Origin of the sequence: Streptomyces sp. WP-1, from assembly GCF_030450125.1 — a bacterium.
In the GTDB taxonomy this organism is placed as follows: Bacteria; Actinomycetota; Actinomycetes; order Streptomycetales; family Streptomycetaceae; genus Streptomyces; species Streptomyces incarnatus.
In genome coordinates this window covers 851531-866546 of the sequence record NZ_CP123923.1, presented here as the reverse complement: position 1 = coordinate 866546, position 15016 = coordinate 851531, and the positions used below count along the sequence as shown (strand labels likewise).

General features: G+C 73.9%; 13 protein-coding genes and 1 pseudogene. 6 read left to right on the top strand and 8 right to left on the bottom strand.

Annotated elements, in window-relative coordinates; genetic code table 11:
* Nucleotides 1-157 precede the first annotated feature (157 nt).
* The 5 genes from QHG49_RS03540 to QHG49_RS03520 form a co-directional block, all read right to left on the bottom strand.
* A complete protein-coding gene (locus QHG49_RS03540; protein ID WP_301487182.1) occupies nt 158-1123 on the bottom strand; it encodes a pirin family protein in 966 nt (321 codons plus the stop codon).
* Between the two features lie 120 nt (nt 1124-1243).
* Entirely contained in the window at nt 1244-1594 is a 351-nt protein-coding gene (locus QHG49_RS03535) for a hypothetical protein (RefSeq protein ID WP_301487181.1), read from the bottom strand.
* A complete protein-coding gene (locus QHG49_RS03530) occupies nt 1591-2247 on the bottom strand; it encodes an RNA polymerase sigma factor (protein WP_159707184.1) in 657 nt (218 codons plus the stop codon). Before QHG49_RS03530 ends, QHG49_RS03535 begins: the two co-directional genes overlap by 4 nt.
* A 62-nt stretch (nt 2248-2309) precedes the next feature.
* A complete protein-coding gene (locus QHG49_RS03525) occupies nt 2310-2762 on the bottom strand; it encodes a hypothetical protein (RefSeq protein ID WP_301487180.1) in 453 nt (150 codons plus the stop codon).
* Nucleotides 2763-2905: 143 nt separating this feature from the next.
* Nucleotides 2906-3874 (bottom strand): pyridoxal-phosphate dependent enzyme, encoded by a 969-nt coding sequence (locus QHG49_RS03520; protein WP_301487179.1) that lies wholly within the window; start codon nt 3872-3874, stop codon nt 2906-2908.
* A 75-nt stretch (nt 3875-3949) separates the two neighbouring features.
* Between QHG49_RS03520 and QHG49_RS03515 the strand changes: the two are divergent.
* The 4 genes and pseudogenes from QHG49_RS03515 to QHG49_RS03500 all read left to right on the top strand — a co-directional run.
* Nucleotides 3950-4981, top strand: a pseudogene (locus QHG49_RS03515) (thiolase domain-containing protein); the annotation flags it as partial.
* A gap of 83 nt (nt 4982-5064) precedes the next feature.
* Complete coding sequence (locus tag QHG49_RS03510; RefSeq protein WP_145491426.1) at nt 5065-5307, top strand: DUF397 domain-containing protein; 243 nt, start codon at nt 5065-5067, stop codon at nt 5305-5307.
* Between the two features lie 147 nt (nt 5308-5454).
* Nucleotides 5455-6360, top strand: coding sequence for a universal stress protein (locus QHG49_RS03505; protein ID WP_301487178.1), 906 nt, complete (start codon nt 5455-5457; stop codon nt 6358-6360).
* Between the two features lie 407 nt (nt 6361-6767).
* Complete coding sequence (locus tag QHG49_RS03500; RefSeq protein ID WP_145491421.1) at nt 6768-7265, top strand: hypothetical protein; 498 nt, start codon at nt 6768-6770, stop codon at nt 7263-7265.
* 13 nt (nt 7266-7278) lie between these two features.
* On the opposite strand, the gene QHG49_RS03495 is transcribed toward QHG49_RS03500, so the two are convergent.
* Both QHG49_RS03495 and QHG49_RS03490 read right to left on the bottom strand, forming a co-directional pair.
* The gene (locus tag QHG49_RS03495; RefSeq protein ID WP_301487177.1) at nt 7279-9249 is read right to left on the bottom strand and encodes an N-acetylmuramoyl-L-alanine amidase; all 1971 of its coding nucleotides are present in this window, start codon (nt 9247-9249) and stop codon (nt 7279-7281) included.
* Nucleotides 9250-9686: 437 nt separating this feature from the next.
* A complete protein-coding gene (locus QHG49_RS03490) occupies nt 9687-10829 on the bottom strand; it encodes an aminoglycoside phosphotransferase family protein (RefSeq protein ID WP_301487176.1) in 1143 nt (380 codons plus the stop codon).
* A gap of 246 nt (nt 10830-11075) precedes the next feature.
* Between QHG49_RS03490 and QHG49_RS03485 the strand changes: the two genes are divergently transcribed.
* The gene (locus tag QHG49_RS03485) at nt 11076-12569 is read left to right on the top strand and encodes a hypothetical protein (protein WP_301487175.1); all 1494 of its coding nucleotides are present in this window, start codon (nt 11076-11078) and stop codon (nt 12567-12569) included.
* A gap of 70 nt (nt 12570-12639) precedes the next feature.
* Here QHG49_RS03485 and QHG49_RS03480 read toward each other — a convergent pair whose 3' ends face one another.
* Nucleotides 12640-14094: a PP2C family protein-serine/threonine phosphatase gene (locus tag QHG49_RS03480; RefSeq protein WP_159698615.1), complete on the bottom strand. Its 1455-nt coding sequence runs from the start codon at nt 14092-14094 to the stop codon at nt 12640-12642.
* A 363-nt stretch (nt 14095-14457) separates the two neighbouring features.
* Between QHG49_RS03480 and QHG49_RS03475 the strand changes: the two genes are divergently transcribed.
* On the top strand, nt 14458-14871 hold the full coding sequence (locus QHG49_RS03475) for an SsgA family sporulation/cell division regulator (RefSeq protein WP_301487174.1): 414 nt from the start codon (nt 14458-14460) through the stop codon (nt 14869-14871).
* Nucleotides 14872-15016: the final 145 nt, after the last annotated feature.

Sequence of the window (15016 nt, the reverse complement as noted above, 5' to 3'; positions counted from 1 at the left end):
AAGCTGCCCTCATATGACCAGACCTTGGAAACGCGGGCAGCCTCGGAGGCGTCCCGCAGGCAGTATCCAAGAGTCAGCGCCACCAGCGATCCTCGTTGGAGGTCAGGCGAAAGGACGGTCTCGAACGCCTTGGACCGCAAATCAGAGTCTCCCCAGGTCAACGCACTCTTCCGCGCGGTTTCAGCGGTACCTCCGGCAGCTGCGGTGCGCGCAGCGGAGCCCCGTCGTAGCCCTTCACCTCGCCGAAACGAACCCCCTTCATCCAGTCCTCGCGGGCCTGTTCGATCTCGGACTCGGTGCGGGCCACGAAGTTCCACCACATGATCAGCTCCTCGGCGAAGGGCTCGCCGCCCAGGAGCATGACGCCGGCGTCGGACTCGGCGCGCAGGGGGAGTTCGGAGCGGCCGCAGCCGAGGTAGAGCATCGAGCCGGGCAGCACCGGCACGCCGTCCACGTGGACCTCGCCGGACATCGCGAGGACGCCGTACTCGAAGTCGGGGTCCAGGGGCAGCCGGACATCGGCGCCCCGGGTGAGGGTGAGGTCGGCGCCGACGATCGGGGTGTAGGCCGTGCCGGGGGAGACGGAGCCGTCGAGGTCGCCGAGGAGCACCGTGGCGGTCAGGCCGGGCGCGGTGACCGTGGGCAGCTCGGCGTGGAACTCGAACCTCGGTTCCGTGTGCCGGTGCGCGTCGGGCAGCGCCACCCACAGCTGGGCGCCGTGCAGGAGGCGGGCGTGCGGGCGGGGGCTCTCCTCGGAGTGGCTGATCGCGCGCCCCGCGGTCATCAGGCCCAGCTGCCGGGGCCGGATCGTCTGGAGGCTGCCCGTGGAGTCGCGGTGCAGCACCTCGCCCTCGTGCAGCCAGCTGACCGTCTGCAGCCCGATGTGGGGGTGCGGCGGGGCCTGCATGCCGGGCTCGTCGGCGATGTCGTCCGGGCCGTAGTGGTCGACGAAGGCCCACGCGCCGATCATGCGGCGGCCGAGGTTCGGCAGCAGCCGTCGCACCTCGGTCGATTCCCCCAGCTTGACGGAGCGGGGGCTCAGCAGTTCGCGGACGGGTTCCGCGACGACGAATCCGCGGCCACCGCAGACGGTCGGCTCGGGCGCGCGGTCAAGGTTGCTCATGCCGCCCAACTTAGCGGTGCGGGTGCCGGACCGGTGGGCGCGGACGGGTGCAATTCGCCACCGCGCTCACCGCGCTCACCGCATTCACCGCGCTCACCGCGCTCAGGGCCCGCACCGTGCTCACCGCGGGTCCGGCTCCGGGGCGGAAGGGCTCGCCACGGGCGTGGGCGACGCGGAACTCGGCACCGGTGAGGGCGTGCCGACGGTCGGGCGCGGATGGTGGGCCGGCGGTGCCGGACGGGTCCCGCCGCCGTGGAGGGTGAACAGGACGAGGGCCGCCACCGCCGCCAGGGCCAGCAGCCCCACCACGGTGCCGCGCAGCGGCAGACGGTACGACTTGAGCGCGCCGGTCGGCGAGCGCAGGGGGCGCAGATCGGCCGGTCCGACGGCGTTCGCGCGGGCGGCCAGGGCGGCGCGCAGCCGTTCCTCGACGGGTTCCCGGACGGATCCGTCGACGGGGGAGTGGTTCATCGCAGACCCTCCAGACGCCGGCCGAGCGCGTCCAGGGCCCGGCTGGCCGTGGACTTGACGGCCCCTCTCGACAGACCGAGCGTCGCCGCGATCTCGGCCTCCGTCAGATGCGACCAGTAGCGCAGCACCAGTACCTCCCGTTGGCGCCGGGTCAGGGTGCCCAGCGCCGCCAGCACCTCCCGGTGGTCCTCATGGATGAGCACGTCCTCCTCGGGCGCGGGCGCGTGCCCCTCCGGCGCCGGGGGGTGCGCCCGTACGGTCCTGCGCCGACGCAGCACCGAGCGGGCCGTGTTGACCACGCTGGTCCGCAGATACGCCTCCGGGTCGTCCAGGGCGGCCAGCCGATGGCCGTGCCGGCGGAACAGCGCGGTGAACGCGTCCTGTACGACGTCCTCGGCCGTGGGCAGATCGTCCACCAGCAGCACCGCAAGGCGCACCAGGGGCAGCCGGCGGTGGTGGTACAACTCCTCGATCCCGGGCGGGCGTTCGGCGGCGGTTGCCGCTCCCCTGGTCGGGGGACGCGGCTCGGACACGGTGTCCTGGCCCATGCCGATACGGGCGAGGAGCCGGGTGAATCGCCGCCGGCGGGACGGGAGCCGGGCGGCACCGGCCCGTTCCCAGGGCAGGGCCGCCGGTGGGGTGGCTGTCGTCATGGATCTCCCGGGACCGGGTGCGGGGAACCGCCGTACGACGGCTCCCCGCACCCGCCCCTACCTCAGTGCTGCGGCGGAACCGGCGCCGGGACGGCCGGCCCGTGGTGCGGGTGGGCGGGCGTCGACGGCACCGGCGACGGGGACGCGGAGTGCGCGGGCGGCGGCACGGGCGACGGGGTCGCGGTACCGCCCGGGACGGACGGCACGGGGCGCGGGGTCGCGGTACCGCCCGGGACCGAGGGCACGGGACGCGGGGTCGCGGTACCGCCCGGGACCGAGGGCACGGGACGCGGGGTCGCCGTACCGCCCGGGACCGAGGGGACGGGGGTCGGCGTCGCCGTACGGGTCGGGACCGACGGCACCGGCTTCGGCGTCGCGGCGGCGTGGTGGTCGGACTGCGCGGCCTGCGCGGCCACGGTGCCGGTGACGGCGAGCGCCGCGCCCAGCGCGGAGACCCCCAGGACGGTGCGCAGCTTGCGGGCGCGGCTCGGGCGGGGGACACGGTGTGCGGACATGGGTTCCTTCAGGGCTGGTCGGACAACTGGTCGAAGTGGAGGCCTCCACCCGGACAGACGTCCGACCCCGGTCGAGGTTGCGGGTACCGGCCGAAGAATTTCTGTACGCCCTTCACCGCCCCGATCTCCCCTGGGCCTGCCCCTCAGTAAGCCCCCGCCCCCTCCTCCGCGGCCGCCACCGCCGCCGCGTGACCGAACAGCCCCGGCAGCCCCCCGGTGTGCACGAACACCGTCTTCTCCCCGGGGCGTACGTCGCCGTCGCGCACCGCCGCCCGCAGCCCGGCCAGGGCCCGCCCCGTGTACGTCGGGTCCAGCACGATCCCCTCGGTCCGCGCGGCCAGCCGCAGTGCCTCGGACACCGGCTCCGTCAGCGCCGCGTACCCCGCGCCCACCTGGTCCCGCCGCACCCGTAGCCGCTCCGCCGTGACCTCCCGCGAGGTGAGCGGCGTAGCGAACGCCACCACCGCGGCGGCCGGGTCGGCCAGCGCGCCGACATCGACGCCGAGGACGCGGTCGGTGCCGAGGGCGGCGACGAGGCCCGCCATGGTGCCGCCCGAGCCGAGCGCGACCACCGCCGTGCGCAACTCCGGCAGCTGGGAGCGCAGTTCCTCGCCGCAGCGCGCGTAGCCCCGGGCGCCCAGGGTCCCGGAGCCGCCGAACGGGATCAGCGCGGGGCGCTTCCCGGCCGCGCGCAGCCGGGCGCACACCTCGGCCGCGGCCGTGTCCAGGCCCGCCTGGTCCACATCGCCCGCCCAGGTGAGCCGGGCCCCGAACAGCCAGTCGAGCGCGAGGTTCCCGGAGCGGGAGGCACCGGGGGTGCCGCGCAGCACCAGCACGGCGTCGAGGCCCAGCCGGGCGGCCGCGGCGGCGGTCAGCCGGGCGTGGTTGCTCTGCGCCGCGCCCGTGGTCACCAGCGTGTCCGCGCCCTCCGCGAGCGCCGCGCCCACCGTCCACTCCAGCTTGCGGATCTTGTTCCCGCCGCCGCCCAGACCGGTCAGATCGTCCCGCTTGACCCACAGGTCCTCCGGGCCGAGCCCCAGCGCGGCGGCCAGCCGGGGCGCCGGTTCGAGCGGGGTGGGGAAGGTGCCGAGCGGCACGGGCGGGTGCGTCATGGCGGATCCTCGGGGGAGGAGGGCAGGGACCCTCGGCAGGGTGACGGCGGTACGACGATCAGTCGATCACAGTAGGACGTCGACGCCGTGGTCATCGGGAAGGCGCCCGACTTCTTCGAGGGCGTGATGATGCCCGAGCTGTACCTCGCCGACGCGCTCGGCGCCGTCGGCAAACCCGTGCTGCGCGTGCACACCGCGGGCTCCGTCGGCGGCTCCACCGCGCTGGTCGCCGCGAACCTCGTGGCCGCCCGGCTGCACGGAACCGTCCTCACCGTCGCCTTCGAGAAGCAGTCCGAGTCCAACGCCATGTGGGGGCTGTCCCTGCCCGTCCCCTTCCAGCAGCCCCTGCTCGCCGGGGCGGGCGGCTTCTTCGCCCCGCATGTGCGCGCCTACATGCGGCGCAGCGGCGCCCCCGACACCGTCGGCGCGCTGGTCGCCCACAAGGACCGGCGCAACGCCCTCAAGAACCCCTACGCCCACCTGCACGAACACGACATCACCCTGGAGAAGGTGATGGCCGCGCCCATGCTCTGGGACCCCGTCCGCTACTCCGAGACCTGCCCCTCCTCGGACGGCGCCTGCGCCATGGTCCTCACCGACCGCGCCGGAGCCGCCCGCGCGCCCCGGCCGCCCGCCTGGCTGCTCGGCGGCGCCATGCGCAGCGAACCCACCCTGTTCGCGGGCAAGGACTTCGTCTCCCCGCGGGCCGGCCGGGACTGCGCCGCCGACGTCTACCGGCAGGCCGGGATCACCGACCCGCGCCGGGACATCGACGCCGTCGAGATGTACGTGCCGTTCTCCTGGTACGAGCCCATGTGGCTGGAGAACCTGGGCTTCGCCGCGGAGGGCGAGGGCTGGAAGCTCACCGAGGCCGGGGTGACCGCGCTCGACGGCGACCTCCCCGTCAACATGTCGGGCGGGGTGCTGTCCACCAACCCCATCGGCGCCTCCGGCATGCTGCGCTTCGCCGAGGCCGCCCTCCAGGTGCGCGGCCAGGCCGGGGAACACCAGGTGCCCGGGGCCAGAAGGGTGCTCGGGCACGCGTACGGCGGCGGATCGCAGTTCTTCGCCATGTGGCTGGTCGGCGCCGAACCACCGGAGCGCTGAACGTCCTTCCCACGTGGGCTGTTGGGCACCGGGAGCGGTCGCTAGGCTGAGCCGCGGACGACGACACCGGGAGGAGCACGGACGTGGCCGAGAGCACCACCCAGCACAAGCCGCTCAAGGGCTGGGACAAGCCGGACCTGGACCTCAGTGAGGCGGAGTGGCGGTCCAGCAGCCGAGGCAAGGGCGATGTCCAGATCGCCTTCGTCGAGGGCTTCATCGCGATGCGCAACAGCGAGCGACCGGAGAGCCCCTCCCTGATCTTCACCCCCGCGGAGTGGGGCGCCTTCGTCTCCGACGCACGGGAAGGGGAGTTCGACCTCACCTGAGGACGGGCCGCACCACGGGCCTGATCTGAACCGGGGGTGTTGCGCGCCGATTTCCGGACACGTGACCTACAGCGCCCTGCCGGGGCCGATGCCTGATGGAGGCTGGCCCCAGCAAGGGAGAAGGTCGTGTTCCGGAGGTGAGGAAGTATGAGCGCTGCGCCGGTCATCGCCGCGGTGGACGGTTCCGAGGACAGTCTGCGCGCGATGGAGCGGGCGGCGGACGCCGCCCGTCGCCGTGCGGCACCGCTGCGGGTGGTCCATGTCCGTCAGTACGCCGCCTGGGGGCAGACCGACGTCCTGGTGGCCGGGCCGTCCGACGAGGAGGGCGACCCCGTCCTCGACGAGGTGCGCGCCCGGCTCGCGGACCACGCGCCCGAGACCGTGGAGTACATCGCGCTGGAGGGGGCGCCCGGCGCGGTGCTGCCCGAACTCGGCGTCGACGCCCAGCTGATGGTGATCGGCTCCCGCGGCCGGGGCGGCTTCGCCAGCCTGCTGCTCGGCTCCAACAGCCTCGCCGCCGCGCGGGACGCCGAGTGCCCGGTCGTCGTCGTACCGCCGCCCGACCGCGAGGTGCACGGCGAGGGCCCCGCCGAGCCCGGACCCCGGGTGGTGGTCGGTGTGAACGTCGACAGCCCCGACGAGGCCACGCTCGCCTTCGCCTTCACCGAGGCGGCCCTGCGCGGCGCCCGGGTGCAGGCGATCGCCGCCTATCCGTGGCCCCTTCAGACCTGGTCGGCGCCCGGCCAGCTGGTGCCGCCCATGCCCGACGAGGAGGCCATCGCCAACGAGACCCGGGCCCTCGCCGAGGGCTTCCTCGCCCCGCACCGCGAGCGCCACCCGAGCGTCCGCGCCGACTCGGAGGCCCTGCCGGGCGACGCGGCGGGCAACCTCGTGGCCGCCTCCCGCGCCGCCGAACTGGTCGTCGTCGGCCGCCACCGCCGCCGCCTGCTCGCCCCGGCCCGCATGATGGGCTCCGTCACCCAGGCCGTCCTGCTGCACGCGGCCGCCCCGGTGGCGGTGCTGCCGCCGACGCCGGGGGAGGGGGAGGAATGAGGGAAGTCGTGAGCGGGTGAGGACGGGGTGCGGTGACGGCGGGTGCCGGGCCGGCCCGCCGCGGCCGCCGGGCGTGTGGCCGCCGAGCGGGTGGCCGGTGACAGGGAGTGAGGGGCCCGGAGTCCGCCCGTCCGGCCCCGGTACGGCCCCGACCCCGGTACGGCCCCGACCCCGGTACGGCCCCGGCCCCGGCCCGAGCCGGTCTCGCGGACCCCTGCCCGGTGCCCGCCGCCGGTGGTCGGCCCGGCACGGCGGACGCGGGTACGGCCCCTGTCCCCGAGCCCGAGCGACGAGCGCGCGCCTCCACACCGCGAGTTCCGCACCCCGCCCTCCCGGCATGCCTGCCCCGCTCCACCACCGGGTGCCCGCAGGTCACTCCGCTGTGCCGGGGCACGTACCATTGCGGCATGTCGTTCCTCCGCCGCCGCAGTGCCACTCCCGCCGGGCCCGACTTCGACGTGCTGGCCATGGACCCGGGCGACTGGCCGGGCAATCTCGGCGCGGGTCTGCTGCCCGCGCCCGACGGCACCTGCCAGGGTGTCTTCCTGCGCTACGACCTCTTCGGCGGCCGCGGCCCCGCGATGATCATCGGCAATCTGCCGCAGGGCTCCCCGGCCCGCGAGGTGGAAGAGGCGGAGATCCCCTTCGAGGTGGGCCAGCTGCTGCTGGCGCTGGAGAACGACGAGGAGGTCACCGTCGTCGGCACCGAGGACACCCCGGTGCTCCAGGGCGACAACCTCCTGATCGTGCGCCGGCTGAAGCTCTCCGAGAGCCGGATCTCCTGTGTCCAGTTCGACCGCAGCGACGGCGTCCTCGTGACCATCGCCGCCTGGGACCGGCCCATCACCGACGACCTGTACGCCCTGCTGAAGCCGCTCCCGGCGGAGCTTTTCCAGCAGGGCTGAGGCCCGGGAGCGGTCAGCTCGCCGAGTTCTCCACGGTCACGTCCGCCGCCCGGACGAACTCGACCCGGTGGCCGTACTGGATCTCGTAGTACAGGTCGTCGCCCCGCACCACCTGGTGCGAGTCCGGGGTGAAGGTGACCGAGTAGTAGTACTCGCCCGGCATCTCGTCACCGATCACGTACTTCTGCCCGGCCGGGACGGTGTACGGCAGCGGCACCACCGACTGGACGGGCACCCCCGCCGGATAGGCGGACTTCTCCGGGTAGGCGCGGCCGTACACCGGGATGCTGGTCAGCCCCTCCTTCGGGGTGATCACGCGCCCCTTGGCGGAGACGGCCGTCGGATGCTTCGCCGGGTTCTGGAACCACGCCTTCTGGCCGAGGTACCAGATGGCCGTCCAGTCGCCCCAGTGATCGGCGACCGCGTACTGCTGGCCGGTGGCGGCCCGCGAGGACACGTCGTTGACGTCGGTCGTCGGCGGCGTACCGCGCCCGACGTCCGTGATCAGCGGCGCGTTCACATCGTGGTCCGAGTACAGCCGCACCTCGCTGGAGGCGTGCGCCGCGCAGGGCTCGCCCGCCGTGGTGCAGCCCGTGTAGGCCGGCTGGTTCGTGGCGTAGTCCGGCCGGATCGTCACCAGGCCGCCCTGCCTGCCCGCGGTCTTCTTGAACGGGTGGCCGAGCAGCTGGAAGTAGTGCGCCCAGTCCCAGTACGGCCCCGGGTCGGTGTGCATCCCCGCGATGGTGGACGCCGTCGGGCCGGGCACATTGTCATGGCCCAGGATGTGCTGCCGGTCCAGCGGAATGCCGTACCGCGAGGACAGGTACGTCACCAGCCGCGCCGAGGACCGGTACATCGCCTCCGTGAACCAGGCGTCCGGGTCGGCCAGGAAGCCCTCGTGCTCGATGCCGATCGAGCGCGCGTTGACGTCCCAGTTGCCCGCGTGCCAGGCCACGTCCTTCGCCTTGACGTGCTGGGCGATCAGGCCGTCGGTGGAGCGGACGGTGTAGTTCCAGGACACGTAGGTGGGGTCCTGGATCAGGTTCAGGACGCCGTCCCAGGCGCCCTCGGTGTCGTGGATGACGATGTACTTGATCGCCTGCGAGGCCGGGCGGTCGCCGAGGTCGTGATTGCCGTAGTCGTCGTCGCCGAACTGCGCGTACGCCGCCGGGAGCCACTCGCAGGACACCGACTTCGGGCACTGCGCGCCGTCGTCCTTGACGGTGCGCGGCCCGGTCCGGGACAGCTGCGCGGTCCGCGGGGCGAGACCCGGCTCGGCGGCCAGGGCGACCCGCTGCCCGGCGTCCGTGGTGCGCCGCTCACCCGTGCGGAGCACGTCGTACACGTCATGGGCGTACGCTGCCGCCGTCGCCGTGTCGTCGGCCCCGGAGAAGCGGGCCACCGCGCCGTACCAGTCGGCCGGGTCGGCGCTCAGCGGCTCGCCCAGCCCACGCTGTGCGGCGGCCAGCAGGGCGGCGCCGCCGGAGATGTTCGCCGCCGGGTCGGTGCGCAGCTTCGCGGCCGGGATGCCGGTCAGCCGCGCGGCCCGGGGCAGGGTCTTCAGCCGGGCCGGCAGCGCGGAGTCGGCCGGCACCTTCGACTCGGGGTGCGGCGCGGGGCGGGAGCTGTCGCCGCGCGCGTCCTCGGTGCCGTCGGCGAAGTGCTCCGTGGCGGCGATCGCGGTACGGGCGTCGGTGAGGTGCATCGGGCCGTAGCCGCCGGAGACGCTGGGCGCGCCGCCGTGGTAGTCCCAGCGGGACTGGAGGTAGGAGACGGCCAGCAGCACGCTCTGCGGCACGTGGTACGCGGCGGACGCGGAGGCGAACGCCGACTGCAGCCGGCCGGGGGAGGGGTCCGGGGCGCTCCGGGCGGGGGCCGCGCCGAACAGCGGCAGCAGCAGGGCCGCCGCGGCGAGCGGTACGGCGGCCCGCCTCAGATGTCTGTGGCCGGGAGTGGACGGGGAATCGGGGGCGGAACCTCGCAATGCGGCCTCCTGGGACGGGCGGGCGTGGCGGGGCGTGCGGCGCCGAACTGGGTCAGTGGTATCGGCTGGCCGACGATCCGTCAATGATGCAATCACCACGGAGATTTCCCACGTCACGGAGGGTTTCGGCGAGTTTCGCGACGGCGGCGGGCGGGCCTGGGGGGCGTCAGTGGCATAGACCAATGGGTCGCGTCGCTGGTCGCGGCCGTACGGACGTCGCGCGGTGCCGGCCGCACCGGCCCCGGGTGCTCGCCGCCGTACGGCTGAAACGATTCCTCCACGCGGCCGTATGTCCGAACGCATGCGCGGTCGTACCCGCCCGCGAGCGTGGCTGTACCCGCCCGCACGCGCGGCCGTACCCGTACAGAGGTCGTATCCGCGCATACGAAGGCCCGCGGTGCGCCGCCACTCCTGGCGCACCGCGGGCCCTCGCCCCGTCAGCGGGTGCCGACCGCCGCACGCACCGCCTTGCGGGCCATCTGGCAGTCGTCGTGCAGCCGCCGCAGCAGCAGCCGCTGCTCCTCGCCGGAGGTCACGGCGCCCGGGTGGGGCAGGCCGGGGGCCGCCGGGGGCGGGTCCTGCATCGCGCGCTGGACGGCCGTCTCGTAACGCCGGATCTCACGGGTCAGCAGCAGCATCAGGTTCACCAGGAAGGCGTCCCGGGAGGCCGGGCCCGCCGACTGGGCGATCTGGCTGATCTGCCGCCGCGCCGCCGGGGCCTGGCCGAGCACCAGCCACAGCGTGGCCAGGTCGTGGCCCGGCAGGTACCAGCCGGCGTGCTCCCAGTCCACCAGCACCGGGCCCGCCGGGGACACCAGGATGTTCGACAGCAGGGCGTCGCCGTGGCAGAACTGGAGCATGGCGCCCCGGCCCACCTCCTGTGCGATGCCGTGCAGCAGCTTCTGGAGGTCGCCGAGGTCCCGGTCGGTGAGCAGCCCCAACTCGTGGTAGCGGGACATCTGTTCGACATAGTCCAGGGGCATGTCGAACAGACCGGCGGGCGGCCGCCAGGCGTTCACCCGGCAGATCGCGCCCAGCGCCGCGCGGATGTCGGCGCGGGGCGGCGCCTCCATCGGATGCCGCTGAAGTGCCGCCACCCGGCCGGGCATCCGCTCGATCACCAGGGCGCAGTTGTCCGGATCCGCCGCGATCAGCCGGGGCGCCCGGACCGGGGGCCGGTGCCGGACGAACGAGCGGTATACGGCTATTTCGTGGCGGCTCCGCTCCGCCCATCCCGGCGTGTGGTCCAGCAGGCACTTGGCCACGGCCGTGCTGCGGCCCGTGGTGCCCACGAACAGCACGGAGCGCGCGCTGCGCCGCAGCACCTGGACCGGCGCGAACTCCGGGCAGATCCGCTGCACCGCGGCGAGCGCGGTGCGCAGCGGGGCGCCCTGGGGTCCGGAGAGGTCCAGCCTCCCGCTGAGCGGCGGGACGGGCTGCCCCGGGACCCGCCGGGGGCGGGGCGCGCCCAGCACGGAGCCGCCCGGACGCACCGCCGGGTCGAGATACGGTCCGCCGCCCGCCGGGCGGGGGCGCAACGGCCGAAGCGGGGCGGACACGGAGGACGTTGCCGCGTACATGGGAGATCCAGATCCCTTCGTTGCCTGCGGTGCCTGCCAGAGAGGTCCTTGCGTCAGCCCGGCCCGGTCCCCGGTCACACCCTGGGGAATGTCCCCGGGGAGACCGGGTCGGGGTGGCGCTTTCCTACCTGACACCTGCTGACCCGTGGCACACCATCTGGCGCACCCTGGCGAACCCTGGCGAATAGTCGCCCGGCAACTCTCCCGGGTCTACTGTCAACTCAGCCGAGAACCTGGGGGCTTGACGTGAGCGGACGACCCAACACCCGCCTTTGTGACCTGTTCGGCCTGGCCGGCTGGTCGAAGGGCGAACTCGCGAGACTGGTCAACCGGCAGGCGGCGGCCATGGGCCACCCCCAGCTGGCGACCGACACCTCCCGGGTCCGGCGCTGGATCGACATGGGAGAGATCCCGCGCGATCCCGTGCCGCGGGTGCTGGCGGCTCTGTTCACCGAGCGTCTCGGCCGTGTCGTGACCATCGAGGACCTCGGTCTGGTGCGCCACGGGCGGGCAGGGAAACGGCAGGGCGACGGGATCGAGGAACATCCCGACGGAGTGCCGTGGGCGCCCGAGCGGACCGCCGCGGTCCTCACCGAATTCACGGGAATGGACCTCATGCTCAACCGACGCGGCTTGGTGGGCGCGGGTGCCGCGCTCGCCGCGGGATCCACACTCAGCAGCGCCATGCACGACTGGCTGCACACCGACCCGGTCCTCAGGGCGGACGGCCCCGCCCTGGACGACCCCCTGCACCCCGACCCCGCCGGTTTCGACCGCTACGAGGCCGCCCCCATCGGCTCGGAGGAGGTCGCGGAGCTGGAGCGCTCCGTCGAGGTCTTCCGGGCCTGGGACGCGGCCCGCGGCGGCGGCCTCCAGCGCAAGGCGGTGGTGGGCCAGCTCAACGAGGTGGGCGGCATGCTCTCCTACCGCCACCCACCCCACCTCCAGCGGCGCCTGTGGGGCGTCGCCGCCAATCTGGCCGTCCTCGCGGGCTGGATGTCCCACGACGTCGGCCTGGAACCCACGGCGCAGAAGTACTTCGTCATCGCCGCGCACGCCGCCCGGGAGGGCGGTGACCGGCCGCGCGCCGGGGAGGCGCTGTCCCGGGCGGCCCGCCAGATGGTCCATCTGGGCCGGCCCGGCGACGCGCTGGACCTGATGAAGCTCGCCCAGTCCGGCGGGGGCGAGCGCCTCCAGCCGCGTACCAAGGCGATGTTCCACACCATCGAGGCCTGGGCGCAGGCGGCGATGGGCAAGGGCCAGGCGATGCGCCGCACCCTCGGACAGGCGGAGGACCTGTTCGTGGCCGACCGGGGCGACGGCGAGCCCCTCGACTGGATGCAGACCTTCAAGGCCGAGGACCTGTACGGCATGCAGGCCCTGGCCTACCGCACGCTGGCCGAGTTCGACCCGGACGCGGCCGTGCACGCCCAGCACTTCGCGGACCGGGCCCTGGCGCTGCGCGTCGACGGCCGGGAGCGCTCGAAGATCTTCGACCATCTCTCCATGGCCTCGGCCTGCTTCATCGCCGACGACCCCGAGCAGGCCGAACGCTACGCGCGGCTCGCCCTGATGTCCATGGGCGCGAACTCCTCGCGCCGCACCTGGGACCGGCTGCGCCAGATGTACCGGCTCACCGCGCAGTACGCCGGATACCCGAAGATCCATGAACTGCGGGAGGAGATCAGACTGGCCCTGCCCAAGCCGAGGAGCAAGGGCGCGAACAGCGCGCAGGCGTAGGGGGCCGCGCGCCGCGTTCCCTCATACCGGGCAGCACATCTGACGTCCGGTCATGTTCACAGGCGTCCGCTCAGGCCGTGACCCTGGCGACGAGCACACACGCGTCGTCCACCCGCCCGGCCCCGCCGAACTCCTCCACGAGCACCCGCGCGCAGTCCTGTGCGTCCCGGGCGTCGTCGAACCGTGGGGCGAGACCCAGCAGCCGGTCCACGGCCGCCGTCCGGCTGTGCCCGGGTACCAGGCCCTCGGTGTGCAGCAGGAGCAGATCGCCCGGTACGAGGATCACCTCGGCCTGCCCGTAGACGGCGCCCGAGGTGGCCCCGAGCAGCACGCCCTCGGGGGCGTCGAGCGCGCACCCCGTCCCGTCGCGGAACAGCAGCGGGGCGGGGTGTCCGGCCTGCCCCCAGACCAGGGTCCGGGTGCTGGGCCGGTAGCGGGCGCAGACGGCGCTGCCGAGAGCCGGCTGCACCGTGGCGTCCAGTAACTGATTGAGCAGGGACAGGAGTTGGCCGGGCTGGGTGCCCGTCATCGCCATGCCGCGCACCGCGCCGAGCAGGGTCGCCATGCCGGAGGCGACGGCCACCCCGTGCCCGGTGAGGTCGCCGACGCTGAGCAGCGTCTCGCCGTCGGCCAGCTCCAGGGCGTCGTACCAGTCCCCGCCGATCGGCGTCCCGCCGTCCGAGGGCAGCCGGTGCGCGGCGAGGTCCAGGGTGCGCGGGCCCTGGTGCGGGGGGCGCAGGGAGCCGCGCCAGGGCGGCAGTACGGCTTCCTGGAGCGCGGTGGCGACCCGGTGCTCGGTCTGCTCCCGCTGGCGGTGCCGGCGCAGCGAGTCATGCGTCTCGCGCACCGTGCGCCGGCTGCGGCGCAGCGTGCTGACGTCGCGCAGCACGGCCCACATCGAGACGGTGCCGCCGTCGGCGCCGAGCACCGGCTCGCCCATCATGTGCACGCTGCGCACGGAGCCGTCGGGGCGGCACACCCGGAACTCGCCGTCGATCGGGCGGCCGTCGATCAGGCAGTCCGTGACCATCGCGGTCAGTTTCGGACGGTCCTCCTCCAGGACGAGCGAGGGCAGTTCGTCCAGGGTGAGGGCGGGCAGGGCGGGGTCGCGGCCGAGGATCCGGTACAGCTCCCCGGACCAGGACGCCTCGTCGGTGAGCAGATTCCACTCGGCGCTGCCGACCCGGCTGAGCAGCGCGCCGCGCGGGGCGCCGGCGGGGGCCGGGCGGACGGCGACCGCCTCGGCGGGCTCCAAAGGCTCCGGTGGCTCGGCGGCCGGGGGCAGGGGTGCGGGTCCGTCGCGCAGCTGGGCCAAGTGGGCGTCCACGTCGTCCAGTTGGTGCAGTGCCAGGTCGTACAGGGCGCGCTGCCAGCGTTCCTCGGGGTCCGTGTCGTCGTGGCGGACGTCCCGCCGTACCGCGTCCATGTCGCCCTTGAGCCGCCGCGCCTGGGTGATCAACGCCTCGACCGGGTCGTGCCCGGGCGGCTGGGCGGCGGCGCGGTCCGCGGAGACCGATGACGGCATTTCGCACTCCGAACGAGGGGGACGGCAGGGCCGGGCGGAACGGGGGACCGTAACGACTCTCGCACAGCGCGGGACGCCCCGTAAGGGATTTGGCAACACACGATACGGTGGTGCTTCCGGCATATGCCAGAGTCTTCCCGAAGCGATCCCGAGCGCTCCCGCAGTGCCCGGTCGGGCAATCAAGTCGTAGACGTCCTACGGGAGTTGACGGATCCGGCGGTCCTGCGTCGAGGCCCCCGGACCAGGTAGTCAACCGTCTGTTCGAGGGCCTTGTGTTCCCCGCCGTTCGGGACCGGCCGGTACCCATCGAACTCTGACCGGATTTGGCGGCATGCGAAGGGCCTCCCCGCACTCCATAAAGGCATGGAGACCACCATCGAACTGCCCGCCCTTGCCCGGCTCGTGACCGCCGAGGACCAGGAGATCCCGCTCACGGCCACCCTGCGCTACACCACCGGCGACCCGCTCGCCGTCTTCGTGGACTTCCCGGCCGAGGCGGCGCTGGAGGGCGAGGACGTCAGCTGGACCTTCGCCCGCTCCCTGCTGGACCAGGGGCTGCGCACCCCGGCCGGCCACGGCGATGTGCAGATCTGGCCCTACGGCCGCACCCGGACCGTACTGGAGTTCCACTCGCCCTTCGGTCTCGCCCTGCTCCAGTTCCCCACCTCGACCCTGCGCCGCTTCCTGGTGCGCACCTACGAGGTGGTCGCGGCCGGCCAGGAGGACATGGAGGCGGTGGTGGAGCGGGGGCTGAACGCGCTGTTCGGAGGGGTGTGAGGCGTCCGCCGGAGTTGTCCGGGTGAGCCCCGGCCGGTTTTGAACATTGTTCACCTTCGCCTCACCGCACGGGTATGGACCCGGACGACCGGCGCGGGCACCCTGGCCCGCGGTGTGCCGCAGGGGCACTACCGTGACCGAGGGC

Coding starts and splice junctions, on each gene's coding strand:
- QHG49_RS03505 (WP_301487178.1), top strand. CDS start 5,455: ATGAGCGCTGCGCCGGTCATCGCCGCGGTGGACGGTTCCGAGGACAGT.
- QHG49_RS03530 (WP_159707184.1), bottom strand. CDS start 2,247: ATGACGACAGCCACCCCACCGGCGGCCCTGCCCTGGGAACGGGCCGGT.
- QHG49_RS03475 (WP_301487174.1), top strand. CDS start 14,458: ATGGAGACCACCATCGAACTGCCCGCCCTTGCCCGGCTCGTGACCGCC.
- QHG49_RS03535 (WP_301487181.1), bottom strand. CDS start 1,594: ATGAACCACTCCCCCGTCGACGGATCCGTCCGGGAACCCGTCGAGGAA.
- QHG49_RS03480 (WP_159698615.1), bottom strand. CDS start 14,094: ATGCCGTCATCGGTCTCCGCGGACCGCGCCGCCGCCCAGCCGCCCGGG.
- QHG49_RS03520 (WP_301487179.1), bottom strand. CDS start 3,874: ATGACGCACCCGCCCGTGCCGCTCGGCACCTTCCCCACCCCGCTCGAA.
- QHG49_RS03490 (WP_301487176.1), bottom strand. CDS start 10,829: ATGTACGCGGCAACGTCCTCCGTGTCCGCCCCGCTTCGGCCGTTGCGC.
- QHG49_RS03525 (WP_301487180.1), bottom strand. CDS start 2,762: ATGTCCGCACACCGTGTCCCCCGCCCGAGCCGCGCCCGCAAGCTGCGC.
- QHG49_RS03540 (WP_301487182.1), bottom strand. CDS start 1,123: ATGAGCAACCTTGACCGCGCGCCCGAGCCGACCGTCTGCGGTGGCCGC.
- QHG49_RS03500 (WP_145491421.1), top strand. CDS start 6,768: ATGTCGTTCCTCCGCCGCCGCAGTGCCACTCCCGCCGGGCCCGACTTC.